This window comes from Lewinella sp. W8 (assembly GCF_004375085.3).
In the GTDB taxonomy this organism is placed as follows: Bacteria; Bacteroidota; Bacteroidia; order Chitinophagales; family Saprospiraceae; genus Neolewinella.
In genome coordinates, this window is the sequence record NZ_SNAQ03000002.1 from 202,701 (window position 1) to 219,603 (window position 16,903).

16 protein-coding genes are annotated in these 16,903 nt (G+C 57.4%); 12 read left to right on the forward strand and 4 right to left on the reverse strand.

The features are described from left to right. The first annotated feature begins 66 nt into the window (after window positions 1-66). From E1J53_RS03360 to E1J53_RS03390, 7 genes are all read left to right on the forward strand, one after another. Entirely contained in the window at window positions 67-1,470 is a 1,404-nt protein-coding gene (locus E1J53_RS03360) for a c-type cytochrome domain-containing protein (RefSeq protein WP_134271578.1), read from the forward strand. A gap of 98 nt (window positions 1,471-1,568) precedes the next feature. After that, entirely contained in the window at window positions 1,569-2,495 is a 927-nt protein-coding gene (locus E1J53_RS03365) for a 6-bladed beta-propeller (RefSeq protein WP_216649992.1), read from the forward strand. A 223-nt stretch (window positions 2,496-2,718) separates the two neighbouring features. Continuing rightward, entirely contained in the window at window positions 2,719-3,381 is a 663-nt protein-coding gene (fsa, locus tag E1J53_RS03370) for a fructose-6-phosphate aldolase (RefSeq protein ID WP_134271576.1), read from the forward strand. Between the two features lie 237 nt (window positions 3,382-3,618). Then, window positions 3,619-3,975: a hypothetical protein gene (locus E1J53_RS03375; protein ID WP_134271575.1), complete on the forward strand. Its 357-nt coding sequence runs from the start codon at window positions 3,619-3,621 to the stop codon at window positions 3,973-3,975. Continuing rightward, complete coding sequence (locus tag E1J53_RS03380; protein WP_134271574.1) at window positions 3,975-4,481, forward strand: NADPH-dependent FMN reductase; 507 nt, start codon at window positions 3,975-3,977, stop codon at window positions 4,479-4,481. The genes E1J53_RS03375 and E1J53_RS03380 overlap by 1 nt, the downstream gene beginning before the upstream one ends. Then, window positions 4,481-6,106 carry a glycosyltransferase family 39 protein gene (locus tag E1J53_RS03385; RefSeq protein WP_134271573.1) on the forward strand — a complete coding sequence of 542 codons (1,626 nt, stop codon included), beginning with the start codon at window positions 4,481-4,483 and terminating at the stop codon, window positions 6,104-6,106. Before E1J53_RS03380 ends, E1J53_RS03385 begins: the two co-directional genes overlap by 1 nt. Before the next feature lie 326 nt (window positions 6,107-6,432). After that, on the forward strand, window positions 6,433-6,987 hold the full coding sequence (locus E1J53_RS03390; protein ID WP_134271572.1) for a hypothetical protein: 555 nt from the start codon (window positions 6,433-6,435) through the stop codon (window positions 6,985-6,987). 85 nt (window positions 6,988-7,072) lie between these two features. On the opposite strand, the gene E1J53_RS03395 is transcribed toward E1J53_RS03390, so the two are convergent. Then, the gene (locus E1J53_RS03395) at window positions 7,073-8,176 is read right to left on the reverse strand and encodes a DUF2911 domain-containing protein (RefSeq protein WP_134271571.1); all 1,104 of its coding nucleotides are present in this window, start codon (window positions 8,174-8,176) and stop codon (window positions 7,073-7,075) included. Between the two features lie 192 nt (window positions 8,177-8,368). Here E1J53_RS03395 and E1J53_RS03400 point away from each other — a divergent pair, with 192 nt between their 5' ends. The 4 genes from E1J53_RS03400 to E1J53_RS03415 all read left to right on the forward strand — a co-directional run bounded on the left by E1J53_RS03400 (window position 8,369) and on the right by E1J53_RS03415 (window position 12,521). Next, entirely contained in the window at window positions 8,369-9,187 is an 819-nt protein-coding gene (locus tag E1J53_RS03400) for a helix-turn-helix transcriptional regulator (RefSeq protein ID WP_134271570.1), read from the forward strand. 82 nt (window positions 9,188-9,269) lie between these two features. Continuing rightward, a complete protein-coding gene (locus E1J53_RS03405) occupies window positions 9,270-9,866 on the forward strand; it encodes a hypothetical protein (RefSeq protein ID WP_216649993.1) in 597 nt (198 codons plus the stop codon). 20 nt (window positions 9,867-9,886) lie between these two features. Continuing rightward, window positions 9,887-10,363, forward strand: a complete 477-nt coding sequence (locus tag E1J53_RS03410) for a (2Fe-2S)-binding protein (protein WP_134271569.1) — start codon at window positions 9,887-9,889, stop codon at window positions 10,361-10,363. A gap of 7 nt (window positions 10,364-10,370) precedes the next feature. Beyond that, window positions 10,371-12,521: a xanthine dehydrogenase family protein molybdopterin-binding subunit gene (locus tag E1J53_RS03415; protein ID WP_134271568.1), complete on the forward strand. Its 2,151-nt coding sequence runs from the start codon at window positions 10,371-10,373 to the stop codon at window positions 12,519-12,521. 61 nt (window positions 12,522-12,582) lie between these two features. On the opposite strand, the gene E1J53_RS03420 is transcribed toward E1J53_RS03415, so the two are convergent. Then, window positions 12,583-13,032, reverse strand: a complete 450-nt coding sequence (locus tag E1J53_RS03420) for an energy transducer TonB (protein WP_134271567.1) — start codon at window positions 13,030-13,032, stop codon at window positions 12,583-12,585. Between the two features lie 229 nt (window positions 13,033-13,261). On the opposite strand from E1J53_RS03420, the gene E1J53_RS03425 reads away from it, so the two are divergent. Continuing rightward, the gene (locus E1J53_RS03425) at window positions 13,262-13,807 is read left to right on the forward strand and encodes a hypothetical protein (RefSeq protein ID WP_134271566.1); all 546 of its coding nucleotides are present in this window, start codon (window positions 13,262-13,264) and stop codon (window positions 13,805-13,807) included. Window positions 13,808-14,011: 204 nt separating this feature from the next. Here the strand turns inward: E1J53_RS03425 and E1J53_RS03430 are convergent, their stop codons facing one another. Both E1J53_RS03430 and E1J53_RS03435 read right to left on the reverse strand, forming a co-directional pair. Next, window positions 14,012-14,953 (reverse strand): bile acid:sodium symporter family protein, encoded by a 942-nt coding sequence (locus E1J53_RS03430; RefSeq protein ID WP_134271565.1) that lies wholly within the window; start codon window positions 14,951-14,953, stop codon window positions 14,012-14,014. After that, window positions 14,953-16,257 carry a dicarboxylate/amino acid:cation symporter gene (locus E1J53_RS03435; protein WP_134271564.1) on the reverse strand — a complete coding sequence of 435 codons (1,305 nt, stop codon included), beginning with the start codon at window positions 16,255-16,257 and terminating at the stop codon, window positions 14,953-14,955. The genes E1J53_RS03430 and E1J53_RS03435 overlap by 1 nt, the downstream gene beginning before the upstream one ends. Window positions 16,258-16,903 lie beyond the last annotated feature (646 nt).

Consider the following 16,903-nt stretch of genomic DNA (forward strand, 5'->3'; position numbering starts at 1 on the left):
GACCACGGATTAATTTGGTGCTGCTAGAAGGTCTACTCCCCGAGAAATCGATAAATTAACGACGATATGTCGAACATGCCCACCGTCTTGCTAGCAGATTTTGGCCTTTTCCTGGGGCGGTTTCATCCCTTACTCGTCCACCTTCCCATTGGCATCCTGCTGTTGGCTGTCGTGCTGGAATGGTGGCCCGGAGACCGGATGCGCCCCGCCATCCGCCTGAGTTGGGCGGCGGGAGCCGCCAGTGCCGTGGCGGCCGCCTTCTGCGGATGGCTCCTGGCCGGAGAAGCCGGAGGGGGTGATGGGCTCTTCTGGCACAAATGGCTGGGCATTACGGTGGCCGTCATGGCCATTGCTGGGGTATGGATAACCCGCAGCGGCGGTAAACTCGCCCGGTATTTCGGGATAGCGACGGTACTTGTCCTGGCGCTGGCCGGCCACCAGGGGGGGAACCTCACCCACGGCGAACAGTACCTCTGGCAACACGCCCCCGCCCCCATCCAGCAACTGGCCGGTTACGCCCCCGACAGCACCCTGCTGCGGGACTGGGACCGGGTCAATACGGACAGCATCAACGTATACGCCACCTTCCTGGCCCCCGTCATCAACGATAAATGCGTCCGCTGCCACAACGCCAACAAGCAAAACGGAGGGCTGCGGATGGACGCCCCCCACCTGCTCTTTGCCGGGGGCGACGGAGGCAGCATCCTTCGGCCGGGCGTTCCGCTGGAGAGTGAGTGGCTGCGCCGGCTCACCCTACCCCGCGACAACGAAAAAGCGATGCCACCGGACGATACCCCGGTGGACTTCACCATCACCCGGCTCCTCGAATACTGGATTGCGGAGGGTGCCGACACCCTGGCGGTGCTCGACCCCGTCAACACTCCCGAAGATCTGAAGGCCCTGCTCCTGCGCGACTACCAGCTGGACCTGCGGCCGAAGTTGTTCGTCGAGACGGTCTTTGCACCTGCGGTGAACGCCCAAATACTCGACAGCCTGCGGGCGATGCACTGGTCGATCAGTGAGTTGCTACCCGGGCAATACGTGTACGAGGTCAAGCCCCAACCCGGGCGGCAGCCCACCGCCGAGGCCCTGGCGGCGCTGGCCGAACTACTCCCCGAGCAGGTGGTCTACCTCAGTGTGGAACGACTGCCGTTCCAGGACGACGATCTGGCTCCGCTTACGGCCTTCCAAAACCTCCACCGCCTGCGCCTGAACAACACCCAGGTTAGCCAACGAACGGTGGAACGCCTGGGGTCTTTAGCGCATCTGGCCTCCCTGAATCTGTACGGCACTCCGGTGGACGACGGCATTTTTACGTCCCTCGACCAATACCCCGCCCTGGAAAAGCTATACCTCTGGCAAACGGCCGTCTCCGATACGGCGGCTACCCAGTTTGCCAATCGTCATCCCTCCGTCGAGGTGGATACGGGCTTCCGTTTCCAGTCCGACGCCACAACCAATTCTAAATGAGCATTCCAACTTCCAGAAGACGCTTTTTACGCCAAGCCTCCGCCCTCGGGATGGCCGCGACTCTTCCCTTCCCGCTCGCTTCCACAACCCACTCATTCATGGATCAGAAAACCGTCGTCGGCCACGGAAACTTCCGTTTCAAAGTTGACAAAAGCTGGGGGAACCTCGACCCCCTCAAACAGCCCGTGCAGCACTGCCACGAAATGGTCCTGGACAGTCGGGACCGGCTGGTGTGCTCCACGGTGAGCAATGATTTTAACGTCCTGGCCTATAATAAGGACGGCAAGCTCCTGGACAGTTGGCAGCTCAACCTGACGGAGCCCCACGGCTTCACCAAAGCCGGCGAAGGCCGCGACCAGACCTTCTGGATCACCGATTCTGCGGATGGCCGGGTCATCAATCTGGATCTGGACGGTCGGATCATCCGGGAGTTGAAGGTCCCCGCGGATCAAATTCCCGAAGGACAGCAGTTTAAGCCCACGGAAACCGCGGTGGCCCAAAACGGAGATATTTACGTAGCCGACGGCTACGGCACGAACCTCATCTTCCATTTCGGGCCCCGAGGAACGCTGAAAAACGTATTCGGCGGCAAGGAGCATTTCGACTGCTGCCACGGCATCGTGGTGGATGACCGCCGCGGGAAAGAAGAGCTTCTCATCACCAGCCGGGCCGCCCAGGAATTTCAGCGGTGGAGCATGAAGGGTAAGCACCTGAGCACGCGGGAGCTTCCCGGGCTGCAGATCTGCCGGCCCGTGCTGCACGGCGAGCATACGTTGTTTGCCGTAATCGTTACCAAGAGCTGGTGGGCCTACGACGGTATGGTGGCGGTGCTGGACCAGGACTTCAACGTCATCTCCCTGCCGGGGGGCAGCGCGCCAAAGCAGCAGGATGACTTTACGGACGTAGTGTACGACAACCAAACCTTCCTGAATCCGCACGACGTTTGTCCCGACGAGGACGGCAACCTTTACGTACCGCAGTGGTACAGCGGACGGACCTACCCGGTGCGGCTGAAGCGGGTTTAAGGAGCCGTTAGGGCTTCGGAAATTGGGGAAGAAAATTCATCCATTTTTAACCCAACACCTACCGTGCAAACATCCGGCGGTCTCGTACGTTTGCAAAACGAGGGATGCCCGGATCGTTTATGGCGTTCGGAAAACTATCTGCATCTTTCCGGGGAGTATTTACTCCCGGTGTCCCATCGGAAAGCCGATGGCCATCCATTCACCCAGAAAACAACCACCGAACATGAAGTTCTTTATCGACACCGCCAACCTTGAGCACATCGCCGAAGCCGAGTCCCTCGGTATTCTTGACGGCGTTACGACTAACCCCAGTCTGATGGCCAAGGAAAAAATCAGCGGTGATGCGGCCGTAATGGCACACTACAAGAAAATTTGTGAAATCACCGACGGTGACGTTAGTGCAGAGGTCATCAGCACGGACTTTGAAGGCATGAAGCGGGAGGCCAGTGAACTGGTGAAGATTGCGGACAACATCGTGGTCAAAATTCCCATGATCCGCGATGGCGTAAAGGCCATTTCCTGGTGTACGGCCAACGGTATCCGCACCAACTGTACGCTGGTATTCAGCGCCGGTCAGGCGCTGCTGGCCGCCAAGGCGGGCGCCACTTACGTCAGCCCCTTCATTGGCCGGATTGACGACATTGGTTGGGAAGGTATGCAACTCATCAGCGACATTGCCGAGTTGTACGCGATTCAGGGTTTTGAGACCGAAATCCTGGCGGCTTCCATCCGCAACGGCAAGCACATTGTCGAGGCCGCCAAGGCCGGAGCGGACGTCGTAACCTGTCCCCTGAGCAGCTTCGAAGCACTCTTCAACCACCCGCTGACCGATATTGGCCTGGCCAAATTCCTGGCCGACCACAAGAAAGCCGCCGGTCAGGGATAATCCCACTGACCCGACCTTCTCCAAGTCTCCGTCTGGCTTAGTGCGCCAGACGGAGACTGTTGGTAGCGGAGAAATATTACCCAAAAATCCGGCCTAAGCGCGGGCATTTTTTAGCCATATCTCAGCAATTGGAAAAATTTAGTTGCTGGTCGCTAAAAAAACCTGCGCGGTATTCCCCTCGGTCGTAATATTGCCTTCGCTTCAACGCTTAATGTTCGCACCCCGAAAACGACGCACATGAGTAAGCCACGCGTAATCAAGAACTACGAAAAGCTCGACGACGAGATCCTGGAACAGATCAAGCTGAACTACCCGGAGGGTTTTGCCAAAAACCTGATCCGCTTTACCGACGTTAACGGTCGGCTATCCAGCGCTCTGCCCTTTGAGACTGAAGAAAAGTACTACCTCATCCGCATGACCAAGACGGAGGCGATTGACATCATCGAGGACGATGATGACTACGATGACGACGGTATGTTGCTGGACGATGTACGCGACGAATACGCCGACAAATATGACGACGACATTGAGGAAGCGGACATTGATCCGGACGAGATTGCCGACGAAGACGAGGCGGACGACGACGAAGACTAATGTGCTTACTCGTTTCCGGTTCTCCTCATCCCGAAAGCGCGAACTCCCGACTATTGCGCGGTCTTGGTCGCCTGAGTGGCCGGCCGTTTAGTGAAGCTCCGTACCTGGCGGACCTTCCGCTCTTCCAGCCTCCGCTGGACCAGTCTCCCTGGCCACCGTCCGTGAGCCGTTGGCGAGCGGCGGCCGGGCGGGCAACTTCCCTGATTTTTTCTACGCCGGCCTACCTGGACAACACGCCCGCCGTACTGAAGAATGCGCTGGAGTGGCTGACCAGTTCCGGAGAACTACGCCAAAAACCCGCTCTGGTATTTTCCTTTTCTCCCCACGCGCCGCGGGGAGAGCACGCCCGCAAATCTCTCCTGTGGTCGCTGGCCGCCCTGGAAGTCCGGGTGGTTGCGGAGGCGGCACTTTATCAGGATGAGGTATCCATACTGGAGAATGGCGATATTGCCCCAGGAGAATTCCGGGAAATGCTTACCGAAGCCCTCCGTCAATTACCGGTCTGATGAAGAATATTTCCGTGCCCCGATTCAAAGGCTGGTATGCCCCCCTGTTTTTTCTGCTATTTCTGCTAGTGGGCCTCTTCATTCTGGATGATTACGGAATCAGCTGGGATGAATCCATCCAGCGCCGCCACGGGCGGGTGTCCATTGACTACGCTGCGAAAAAGCTGGGCGTTGAGCACACGCCCCTCGAACCGGAGTGGGACCTGGAAGACTATCAGTGGCAAAACTACGGGATGCTTTACTCCATCACTGGCAACCTGCTGGAACTGGGCCTGGGGTATGAGGATGACCCCTATCAGCACTACAAGGTGCGGCATTACGTTTGCTTTTTGCTTTTCTGGATAGCACTGATCTTTTTCTACCGAAGTATCCGGTTGCGCTTTCCCGAACGGGCCTGGTATCCGCTGATCGGGACGCTGGCGCTGATCCTGAGTCCGCGCATTTTTGCCCATGCGTTCTTTAACCCAAAGGACCACATTCTGCTGGTGTTTTACCTCATCAACACCTACACCCTGCTGCGGCTGCTCAAGCACCGCAACTGGTCGTCGCTGGTACTGCACGCCCTGGCCACCGGCCTGGCCCTCAACACCCGCCTCCCGGCCCTGATCGTTCCCCTGACAACCTTCCTCATCCTGGGTTGGGAGTTACTGCGGACCCGGCCTTTCCCCCGAAAGAACCTGGCCTTCATGGCGGCCTATCTTCCGCTGTCGGTCTTGTTTCTGGTGCCCTTCTTCCCCTACCTGTGGGAAGACACCCTATCCCGACTGGTGGGCGCCTTTTCGGAGATGTCCGCCTTCAACTGGGACAGCTACGTCTGGCTGTTCGGTGACCGCATCAGCGCCCTGGACGTGCCGGCCTATTACATCCCGGCCTGGATCCTGATCACCACACCATTGGTGTACCTGCTCTTCATTTTTACGGGCCTCTACGCTACCGTAGCCGCCACGATGCGCAATCTCCGGCGGGTGCAGCTCTGGAAAACGGAAGAGCAGTTGCTGGACTTCACGCAACTGGGCCTGGCCGTTGGTCCGATTCTGGTGGTCATCATTTTGGGCTCCACGCTGTACAATGGATGGCGGCACCTGCACTTTGTTTTCCCCTCCTTCATTTTCCTGATGATGGTGGGCTTTGACTTTGCGCGCCGCTCCTGGAAACGCCCCGTCCTGGTGACGGGCCTACTGGCGGCCGGGTTGCTGATGACGGCCGTGCAGATGGTACGTTATCACCCCCACCAGTACGTCTATTTCAACTTCGCCATCACCGGCGAGCCGCTGATCATTCGTTTTGACATGGACTACTGGGGAGTGGGCTTCCGGGACGCCTTCCTGAAACTGGCGGAGCAGGTGCCCGAAGGGGAAACTCGCAGCGTCAAGTGTGAAGTTTGGCCCTGCAAGGACAACTACTACGCACTACCTCCCGCAGCGAAGGAGAAGCTTCGGCTGGAAGGTGCCTGGCACCGGGCGGACTACCTGATGACCAATTTTATCTGGCCAAACACCCGCTTCGATTTACGTGACCGCAAGGAACACTTCGCCTACCCCGCCCTGGAGCTGCGCCCGGCTGGCCAACTGACCATCGGGGTGTACGACCTCAATCAGGCCCGGGAGAATCAGGAAAAGGAGTAGCCAGGGGCGACGGTTCCGAGCTTAGCTTCGCGGCTACCTTCGGTGGTCGTAACTCGTCGGGATCACCGATTCTTTATGAATGCGGCGGAGCGCAGGTGCAGCGTTTTACTGGTGGAGACAAGGCATGCCTTGTCTCTACTGCCATACCAACGACAAGGCACCCGCGCGGCGTCGCCCATCTGATTATTGGTCCAGAATTTCCACAATTGTGGCTTTTTGCAAAATGCTTCGTCTACAGAGTAAATAGCCGTGCCACTCTCTCGGGAGAGGCACGGTACGGACTACTCAATAATCGCGACCATCCGGTCAAAAAAAACCAATCAACTATGCTAGACAGTATCATCGACTTAGTTAAGGACCAGGCCCTTTCTACCATCACCGAAAAAGCGGGAATTGACCTCGGCCAGGCCGAGAAAACCCTCCCGCTCGCCCAGGAATCCATCACCGATGGCCTGATGGGTGCCGTTAGTGGTGGCAACGTCGATGGCATCCTCGACATGCTGAAAAGTGCCACGGGCAGCTCCGCTGGTGGAGGCCTCCTGAACAACATGGTATACAAGGGTATTGCCGGTAGCTTCGTGAGCAAGGCGACCAGTGCGCTTGGTCTTTCCGAGGGCGTAGCCAGCACCATTTCCAGCGTCGTACTTCCGATGATCATGGAAAAAATCGGCGGTGCCGCACAGGCCGCCGGAGACACCAACGACATTGACGCAAGCTCCGTGATGGACGCGCTCGGACTGGACGCCGGTAGCCTCCTGGGGCAACTCGGCGGCAGCGGCGATCTGCTCGGCAAAGCCGCGCAAATGCTGGGTGATTCCAGCAGCCAGGGTAAAAAAGGAGGCGGACTCCTCGGCGGCCTGATGGGGATGTTTAAGAAGTAGACCCTACGGCTTACGGCAATAGAAAAGGGCCTCTTCTCGACGAGAAGAGGCCCTCTGCTTTGGGGAAGGTCCCCAAACGGCTTGATTACTTCTTCACCGTGATCGGCAAACGCGCCATGGTGTCTTCCCAGCCAACGGCCAGGTCTACGGTATTGTCGCCGGTTTTGACAAAGGTCATAGACAGGGCCTCCAGAGTCTTGGGGGCCTTGGCGGTGGGGGCCTTCACGGTAACGATGTTGTCCTTATCGTCGTGGTTGGCGTTACCCCAGGATTGCACGTTGCGGTGCAGGATGAACTCCCAGTTATCCTCGTTTACCTTGGCGAACAGGCCATAATTTCCGGCACGGATGTCTTTGCCGCCAATGGTAACGTCCTTAAAGAAGGTAATGATGGTGGTTTCATTGGCTCCCAGTCGCCAGACTTCCCCGAACTTGAGCAGGCCACCGAAAATCTCGCGACCATTCATCTGGGGGCGGCTGTAAACTACCCGCACCTGAGGGGCATTGGCCTCCATTTCGTCCTCCTCGACGAAATTCATCAAACGGGACATGGGCGGGTAAGCGATAAGGTCCATGGGACTGGCGTCGGCTCCCGCCATCTGAGGGGGAGACAGGTTGATGGGGAGTTCTGCACGCGTGCGGTCCCATTCAAAAACCATGTTGACATTATTGTCGTTGATTTCCTGGAATCCGATGGTGAAGGCTTCCCGTACTTTGCCGACCATTTCGGTGGGCACCGTTACTGCAACGATATCTTTGGCCACGTCGCGGTTAGCGGCGCCGGCGATGAAGCGCTGCTCGGAAATTTTAATGACCCAGTGCTGGGGGTAGATTTGGGCAAACATGGTGTACACTCCAGCTGGAATGGTCACGTTACCGATCTCCACGGCCTGGAAAAAGGTTACTTCGGTGGCTTCATTGGCTCCCAGGCGCCAGTCCTGTCCGTAGGGTTCCAGGCCACCAAAGACGTCGCGGTCTTTCTTGTTCGGGCGGCTGTACAGCACCTTGATCTTTTGGGTACGGTCCGGATCATCGGCATCCAGGTAGTTCTGGTAGGCGGCACGGCGGGGGTAATGCGCCGCATCCATGGGGCTGGCGTCAAGGCCGCCAAATTCTACGGCCTGGGCTTGCAAATCGCAGAGAGCAAGCAACGCCAGCAAGAGTAAACAAAGAAACGAGTTGGTCTTCATGATGGATGTTTGGTTAATTCGAGCGAAAATACTACAAATGTGGTACATCCTCCCGGGAAGGCTGATCGGTGAGGGTTTTACGTCAGATTACGACAGACAACGGCACCCACGGGAAAATCGAAAAAGACTGACAAGAATATCCAAATCTCCCCGAGACAACCGCAGTATGTTTGATCAAGCAATAGAACGGTCATGAAGGACAGCTACCGCTTCTTAAAACTTGAGGGAAAGGAAATCGCGGCCTGGGCGGAGTATTACGTCAGTGAAGAGCACTCCTCCTACTTTCCTTCTCATCTACTGTTGTTCATCAAGCGGGGTACGCTACACATCCGGGTTGGGGAGGAGATTAGCCATTTTGCTGCTCCGGCCTACGTTTTGGTCCGTAAGAATACCCTCGGTTTTTTTCGAAAAACCTGGAGTCCCGAAGAGGGCAAAGCGGTAGTATTTATCCTGTTATTACGGGATGATTTCGTTGGCGAAGCGATCAAAAACACTTCGGTCAAATCAGTTATTCCCGGGGCTGCCCCCCCGGCCTTCTGCGGCTTGGAGCCCAACGATCACCTGGTCAATCTGTTCGACGGGCTTCCCCAATACTTCCTGAGTGGCAAAGAAGTCACCTCAGCCTCCGTAAAATCGGGGATGGAGCAGGTCATTAAGGGGTGCCTGGCGGCCAATCCCGACCTGATCCAGATGTTTCGTGAAGTTTACACTCCGATCAGTACCCACGTGAAAAACATCGTTGACCACTACTTCGATGCGGGGCTGAACGTAGAGGAACTCGCCGATTTGGCCGGACTCAGCCTTTCTTCCTTTTACCGCGCCTTTAAGAAAGAGTTCGGAGAGGCCCCGCACAAGTGGCTCATGAACCGTCGTTTACAGGCCGCCTACGAACTACTAAAGAATACGGACCGTTCCGTAACGGACATTTGCTACCAAATGGGATTCAAGGACGTGGCCCACTTCAGTCGAAGATTTAAGCAACACTTCGGTGTCCCGCCTTCTGCAGTGTAAATATTGGAGTTGAAAAGAATAGACAATCCAGGCCAGCGCCCCCGCCTTATCTTACTTCCCCGCTAACCACAATCCACCCGCCATGCGTTTTCGGTTATTCATTGCCTCGCTTCTACTCATGGGTTCCTTCGGACTTGCCTACTCGCTCTCCGATCGGTTGCCCGAAACGGTCCCCACCAATCAGGAAGTGACGGCAGAAGATCCCTTCACCCTCATGATGAACGTGTTGACCCACAAGCGCTGCGTGAATTGCCACCCGAACGGTGATCGACCAAGGCAGGGGGAAGACAGTCATTACCATAATTTTGGGGTGGTCCGCGGCCCCGACAATCATGGGCTGGAGGGGCTAACTTGCAACACCTGCCATCAGTCAGAAAATGATGATTTCTCCGGGGTTCCGGGAGCTCCCGAATGGAGCCTGGCGCCCATTGAAATGTACTGGGAGGGGCTCAGCAGAACGGAAATTGCTCACTCCATGCTCGATCCCGAGCGGAACGGCGGCCGAAACCTGAAAGAACTCGTCAAGCACCTGACCGAGCACGAGCTGGTGCTGTGGGCCTGGGAACCCGGCGTAAACAGCGAGGGTATTCCCCGGGAGCCTCCCCCGGTATCGAAAGAAAAATACATTGAAGCCGTCAAGGCATGGGCGGAAGCGGGAGCCGTCGTTCCCGCAGAATAAGATCATAAAACAGGAATCACATGAAAGTCTCGTTCACGCTTAATGGTGCCCCCACCGAAGTGGAAACCGACGAACAAACCCCCTTGCTCTGGGTGCTTAGGGATCAGTTGGACCTCAAGGGAACAAAATTTGGTTGCGGTAAAGCCGCCTGCGGGGCCTGCACGGTCCAGGTAGACGGTACCGCCATCCGGTCCTGTTCCTACGCCATCAAATTCGCGGAGGGAAAGAACATCAGAACCATTGAAGGACTCGGCAACCGAGACAACCCCCATCCCGTACAGCAGGCCTGGATGGACTTCGTCGTGCCCCAGTGTGGGTACTGTCAGCCGGGATTCATGATGGCCACGGCCGCGTTACTCGAAAAGGTACCCAAGCCCACCGACGAAGACATTGATCGGAACATCGTCAACGTATGTCGCTGCGGCACCTATACCCGCATGCGGAAGGCCATTCACCGGGCGGCGGAACTTCACCAATCCCAAAACCTGAAAAAGTAACCTTAGCATGAGCGCAAAAAACAAGGTATCCCGGCGCAAATTCATCGTTCGCGGCGGGCTGGGGGCCGTTGGTCTTCTGGCCGTCGGTACTTACGTCTTCCGTAACCCCATCCGTCGCTCGGTACTTGAAGTTGCCGAAACACTGGTTCCGCCCTACTCGGGGTCGGGGATGTCCGCCAACCTCTGGTTCGAAATCACCGAGGACAATACGGTGAAGCTTTATTCCCCGAAGGTCGAAATGGGACAGGGCACCTTCACCGGCCTCGCGCAGATGGTCGCCGACGAAATGGACCTAACCATGGAACAGGTTGAGGTCGTCGGTGCCGCTACGGATACCGGCGTGGTGGATGCCCTCAGCACCGGAGGTAGTCTGTCCGTCGCCCAACTCTGGGATCCGCTGCGGGAACTGGCCGCCACCATGCGGGAGATGCTGAAAACGGAGGCCGCCAACAAACTGGGGACGACACCCGATCAACTCACGACGGAAAAAGGCATCGCCTCCAACGGAAGTCAGTCGCTCACCTACGCCGAAATTGCTAAAGGGGTACAGGAGTGGACCATTCCGGATGCCCCCGATCTCCGTCCCCGGAGCGCCCATAAATTCGTCGGACAACCGGTCAAAAGAGTTGACCTTGCCCCGAAAGTCTTTGGTGATCCCATCTTCGGCCAGGACGCGGTCCTGCCGGATATGCTCCACGCCTGCATCGTGCGCCCGGAACATATCGGGGCCACCCTGGCCAGCTTTGACGCCAGCGAAGCTTCCTCCATGCCCGGAGTTGTTCAGGTAGTGGATAAAAAGGACTGGATCGGTATCGTAGCCGAATCCTACCCCCAGGCCCTGGCGGCCAAGGCAAAACTCCGGGTGGAATGGGACATCCCCAAAGTGTGGACCGAAGCCGAAATCCGGGAGATGCTGACGGTCGGCCAGGGAAATAAAATGGTTACCCAAAAGGCCGGTAGTGCCCTCGATCCCGAAGACCCCGAAGTCTTCTCCCTGGAGTTTTCCAGCCCCATCGGCGCACACGCCCAAATGGAGCCCAACGGTGCGGTGGCTCACGTCGAGGGCGACAAAGCCACCATCATTATCTCCACTCAGGTCATCGGCATTACGCAAAACCAGGTAGCCGATGCACTGGGTATCCCGAAAGAAAACGTCAACGTCATCCCCACCTACCTGGGTGGGGGCTTCGGACGGAGACTGAACACCAATCACGCCGTGCGGGCAGCCCAGCTGTCCCAGGCAGTCGGCAAGCCGGTCAAATATTTCTTTACCCGAAAGGAAGAATTCCAGAACGATACCTTCCGGCCACCCACCCACCACATCGTAAGGGGGAAACTCAACGACGCGGGGCAGTTGTCGGGTCTGGAACATCACTACGCCAGTGGTGACGTTGCGATCAATTCGGTCATCATGCCCGCGGCCCTCCACACCATTTTGGGAACGGACGTAGGGGCCATGCGGGGTGGAAACATCCAGTATGACCTTATCCCGAACCATCGGGCCGTACAGTGGCATACTACCCTACCCTTTGCCACCAGCTGGTGGCGTAGCCTCGGGCTGTTGGCCAATACCTTTGCCATTGAAAGCTTTGTGGATGAAATGGCCCTCCGGGCGGAGCAGGACCCCGTAGCCTTCCGTCTGAGCCAAATCAGTGACGAAGGAGAGGGCAAACGCCTTAAGGCCGTCATTGAAAAAGCCGGAGAGCATTACCGCGAGGGTGCCCGCGACGGGCGGGCAATGGGCTTTGCCGCCTCCATTGACACCGGGACCCCCTGCGCTCAGGTCGTTGACCTGTCGGTGAAAGACGGAAACCTCACCATCCATAAAGTAGTCTGCGTAATGGACTGCGGCATTGCCGTCAATCCCGACCAGGTAAAGGCCCAGTGCGAGGGCGCCATCAATATGGGCATCAGTGCGGCCATGCACGAAAAAATGACCATCGACGAAGGAAGACTTTTCCCCACCATTTACGGGGCCTACGAGATGGCCCTGATGAAGCACTCCCCGCGGGACATCGAGGTTATCCTCCTGGAGGGAGTAGACCGACCGCTGCCGGTGGGAGAACCCCCACTCGGCCCCATCGGGGCCGCCCTCGGCAATGCCCTGCGACGGATTACCGGTCAGCGTTTCACGGATCTGCCCATCAAGCTGACGTAAATACCATAAACTGCCCGGTAGTCCTCAGAGAAGGTACCGGGCAGTTCACTTTCGGGCCGGCTTACCGCAGGGAAAAATCAACTGGCACGTAGCAGCTGGTCGCCACCAGCTGGCCGTCCTTCATTGCGGGTGTCCACTGAGAGGCCAGCAGGGCCTCAACGGCGGCGGCATCACAGCCATAGCCGATGCCCTTAACGACGGTAGCCTGGACGACGGTTCCCGCCGCGCTGATGATGCAGCGTACCGTCACCCGGCCTTCAATACCGTATTCACGGGCGAGTTCGGGGTAGTCAAACTCCGGGGTCAACGAGAGCCCCTCCTGACGTTCGGCGGGCCGGAGGACGGGGTGCCGGTCCAGTAGATAGGTGGGGACAATGGCTGCTGAAACCGTGGCCGTCGGAACATCTCCGGAAGCAAGTTCAGCCAGCAAATCGCTGCCCGACTGCGCCGCCAAACCGGTGCTCATGACGAACAGGAACAAGAATAGGGGAAGACAGGAACGGGTTTTCATTGCAGGTGAATTATGGGGAGAATAGAAAGGTGGGTAGTCCGGGAAGTTAAGCCCCCCGGTAGGCCCTACGATATTATTCCTTCATACGCAGTTTCACCCGTTTTCGACTCCCAAACGGGTATTTTCCCCCATACGAATGGGTAATCTCCCTCCCCATGATTACGGTCGTGACATATATCATTGCCTCAACTACCCGGTTGCCCTACCTTTTGGCGGTTAGTCGTTAATTATGCAACCCTCCATCATTCCCAAACAGGAACAGGCTCAACTGGTTCCGCACGTACGCCCCCGTTTCCGGGTCGTGTCTCCCCTGACCAAGGAAGACATTGAGCAGCGATTTCAGGAGGCCCTGGAAAAAGAGGATGTGAGCATCATTGGTCGGGTTAATCCCGGCTTCATCAGCCTCTTCATCCCCCACGAAGATCAGCATTACTGGTCTCCTCAACTCAACATTACGCTGGAGCACAGTCCGGAAGAGGGAGGCCGCATCATCCGGGGCCTTTACGGCCCCCGGCCCGCCGTATGGACCATGTTCGTATTTTTCTACTTCTTCCTTGGTCTGGCTACCGTATTCGTCACCATCATCGGTTTGTCCAACATCACCCTCGGGCAAAACCCCTGGCAGTTATGGCTGGCCCTCGGCCTCGTCGTCCTGCTGTCCAGTATCTACGCCGTCTCCCGCTTCGGCGAACGCCTGGGGCGGGACCAGATGGTCCGGCTCCATAATTTCACGGAAAATGTGCTGGGCATTCAATTTGAAGACACCCACGACTAGCCTAATTTTTTGGGCGATCACCGCAGGTGCAGCGAAGTGGGTGAAGCCGCTCCTCGGAGCTGTCTCCACCGGGCATGGCCCGGAGGTAGCTGCTCCGAGGTGTCGGCGGGGTAAAATCATTACTCCCCTTAATCTCAAAATCAGTCCGATAAATCCGCGACGCCTCTGAGGAGCTTCGCTGTGCGAAGACGCCTCCGAGGAGCGCTACTTCTTCCCTTCTCCCCCTTCCCGGCGCTTCCCCCGCCAATATGTGGCCAGAATGGAACCAGTTGTATTCATCAGCGGACCAAAGACGGCGGGGGCCAGTCCCATCGTCGCCACTCGCCCCATTTCCAGGGCGATGCCGGAGGCCAGTCCGCTGTTCTGCATCCCCACTTCCAGGGCGATCGTCCGCGCCGAGGCGCGGTCCAGTCCCGCCAACTTAGCGATCCCGTAGCCCAACAGGTAGCCCAGTAGGTTGTGCACCAAAACCACCCCGATCAGTACCCCACCGATGGTGAGCAGTGCATCACGGCCCGCGGCCGTAATGACGGTAATGACCAAAGCGATTCCGACCATCGAGACCAGGGGCATGGCGCCGTCCAGCCAGGCCACTTTGCCGTGGAGGAAATGGTTGAATATCAGTCCGGCGACAACGGGCAAAAAGGTAATTTTCACGATGGACCATAACATCGCCAGACCGTCAATGGGGACCAGCTGATCCGCCAGGAGTTGCATGAGCACCGGGGTAACGATGGGGGCCAACAGGGTCGCCACCATCGTCAGGGTCAGAGAAAGGGCGAGATTACCTCCCGCGATGAAAGTCATTACGTTGGAGGCGAGCCCCGAAGGAGAGCTTCCCACCAGAATGATGCCCGCCGCAATTTCCGGTGGCAATCCGCTCAGCATGGCCAGCCCGAAACCAATCAGGGGCATGATGGAGAATTGACACCCCAGTCCAATGAGTACGCCCCGGGGCATCTTGAGCACACCCCAAAAGTCCCGCACACTCATTTGGGTTCCCATGCCGAACATGATGACCATCAGGATAGGGATGATGAGCTTCTTCAACTCAAAATCCCCCCAGCGCGTAAACGGCTCGGGAAAAACCAACGAAAGGATTACCGCCAGCAATATGGCCAGGGTGAAGGACAATCGTTTAGCCATCAGCTGATCATTTTTGCCTTCTTCAACGCATCCTCCACCAGAACTGACACACAGCTGTCTCCGGAGATATTGACGACCGTTCGGCACATATCCAGCGGCCGGTCCACCGCCAGAATCATGGCCAGCGCCAGGGGAAGCTGATCGGGGGGGAAACCCACCGACTCCAACACAATGACGAGCATCACAATGCCCGCACTCGGTGCGGCCGCCGCCCCAATGGAGGCGAGGGTCGCCGTGAGCACAATGATCAGTTGATCACCCAGCACCAGGTCATGGCCCAGTACCTGACAGACGAATACGGCCGCAATGGCCTGCATCAAACTGGTGGCATCCATGTTGATGGTGGCCCCCACCGGGCAGACAAAACTCACGACCTCGTTTTCCACCTCCAGGTTTTCCTCCAGGCATTCCATCGTTACGGGCAGGGTGGCCATGCTGGAACTGGTGGAAAAGGCCACCAGCTGTGCCGGCAAAATACCCCGCACGAAGGTCATGATGGGCATCCCCGTCATTCCTCTCACCACCAGGGGGTACAGGAGGAGCAAGATGGCCATCCCCAGTAGCAACACCGCCGCGTAGCTGATGAGGGCTTTGATGATGCCGGCATCGGAGGTTTCGGCGAAGAGGGCCGCAATGAGGGCCACCACCGCCACGGGAGAAAGCTTGATGATGAGGTCCACCATTTTAAGCATGACGGCATTCAGGGCATCGACCAGCCGCTTGATGGGTTCCTGTTCCCGCGCGGGAATCATGAGTAGGCACACACTGAAGAGCAGCGTAAAGAAGATCACCTGCAACAAGCGACCGTTATCACTTAGGGCCGCAAACAGATTATCGGGTACCATCCGGACAAAAAAGTCAAGCAGTCCAGCGTTCCTGGATTGATTACCCAGATCCAATTTGTCCCCGACGCCGGCGGGGATGTTCTCGCTCAGGCCGGCGATGGTTTCCGGGCTCACTGCGGCCCCGGGGTTGAAAGCATTCACCAGAAACAGCCCCAGCAATACGGCAAAAACCGTGGTAATCATGTACCACATGATGGTGCGCAGTCCCATCCGGGAGAGGGCCGATACATCCTTGAGGTCACTGATGCCCTTCGTCAGGGAAACAAAGATCAGCGGGACGGCAATCAGCTTGAGGAGCTTGACGAAAATCAGCCCGACGGGCTTGATCCAGGTGCGGACAAATTCCGGGCCACCAGCCAATTGGGCGGCACCCAGGCCGATCACGGCGCCCAGTACAATCCCAAGCAGGATTTGCACGTGCAGCGGGATGCCGGAACGGGACGGAGAGGTTTTTTCCATGGAACGAAGCTTGCCGGATCAAGGTACGGCGGGGGAGGGGAAAGGAGGTAGGGAGAGCGAGGCTGAGGAGAAGGAAGAAGAAAGACAGAAGAAAGAAGACAGAAGTTCGTCCGCCCAGCCACAAGACGGAATAGGTTTGCTCCGCAAGCCGGTCGTAAAGGAGGCATGTTCCCCACCCCATCAATGATCGGTCGGGAAAGCGCAAACCAAACTGGTCGAGGCGTTCCACGCCGAGCCATTCCCCGAGTCGAATATCCATCCAGAAAATGCTTGCTCCAGGCAGCAACATTCAACCAAGCAGGAGACGAAATAGGTTTGCTCCGCAAGCCGGTCGTAAAGGAGGCTTCCTCCCCGCCCCTTCAAGGACTGGTCGAGCAAAGGCTGAGGAGAAGGAAGAAGGAAGTAGCGTTCATTGGATGCCTCCGAAGCGGATTTACGCGACTAGCCAAAAGCGACGGCGTGGCGAAGGGTCATCCAATGCATCGCGAATTTGAGGAATAGGCTGTTCCGCGAATTAACCCTTTGGCCATCAAGTCATTGAATTTTCCAGTAGCGGCAAGGCATGCCTTGCCGCTACCGTTTGCCCCTCTGAACTGCCGCGATTCCGCAGGAATCGCTGATGAAGCCTCACGGAACACCCTAATTT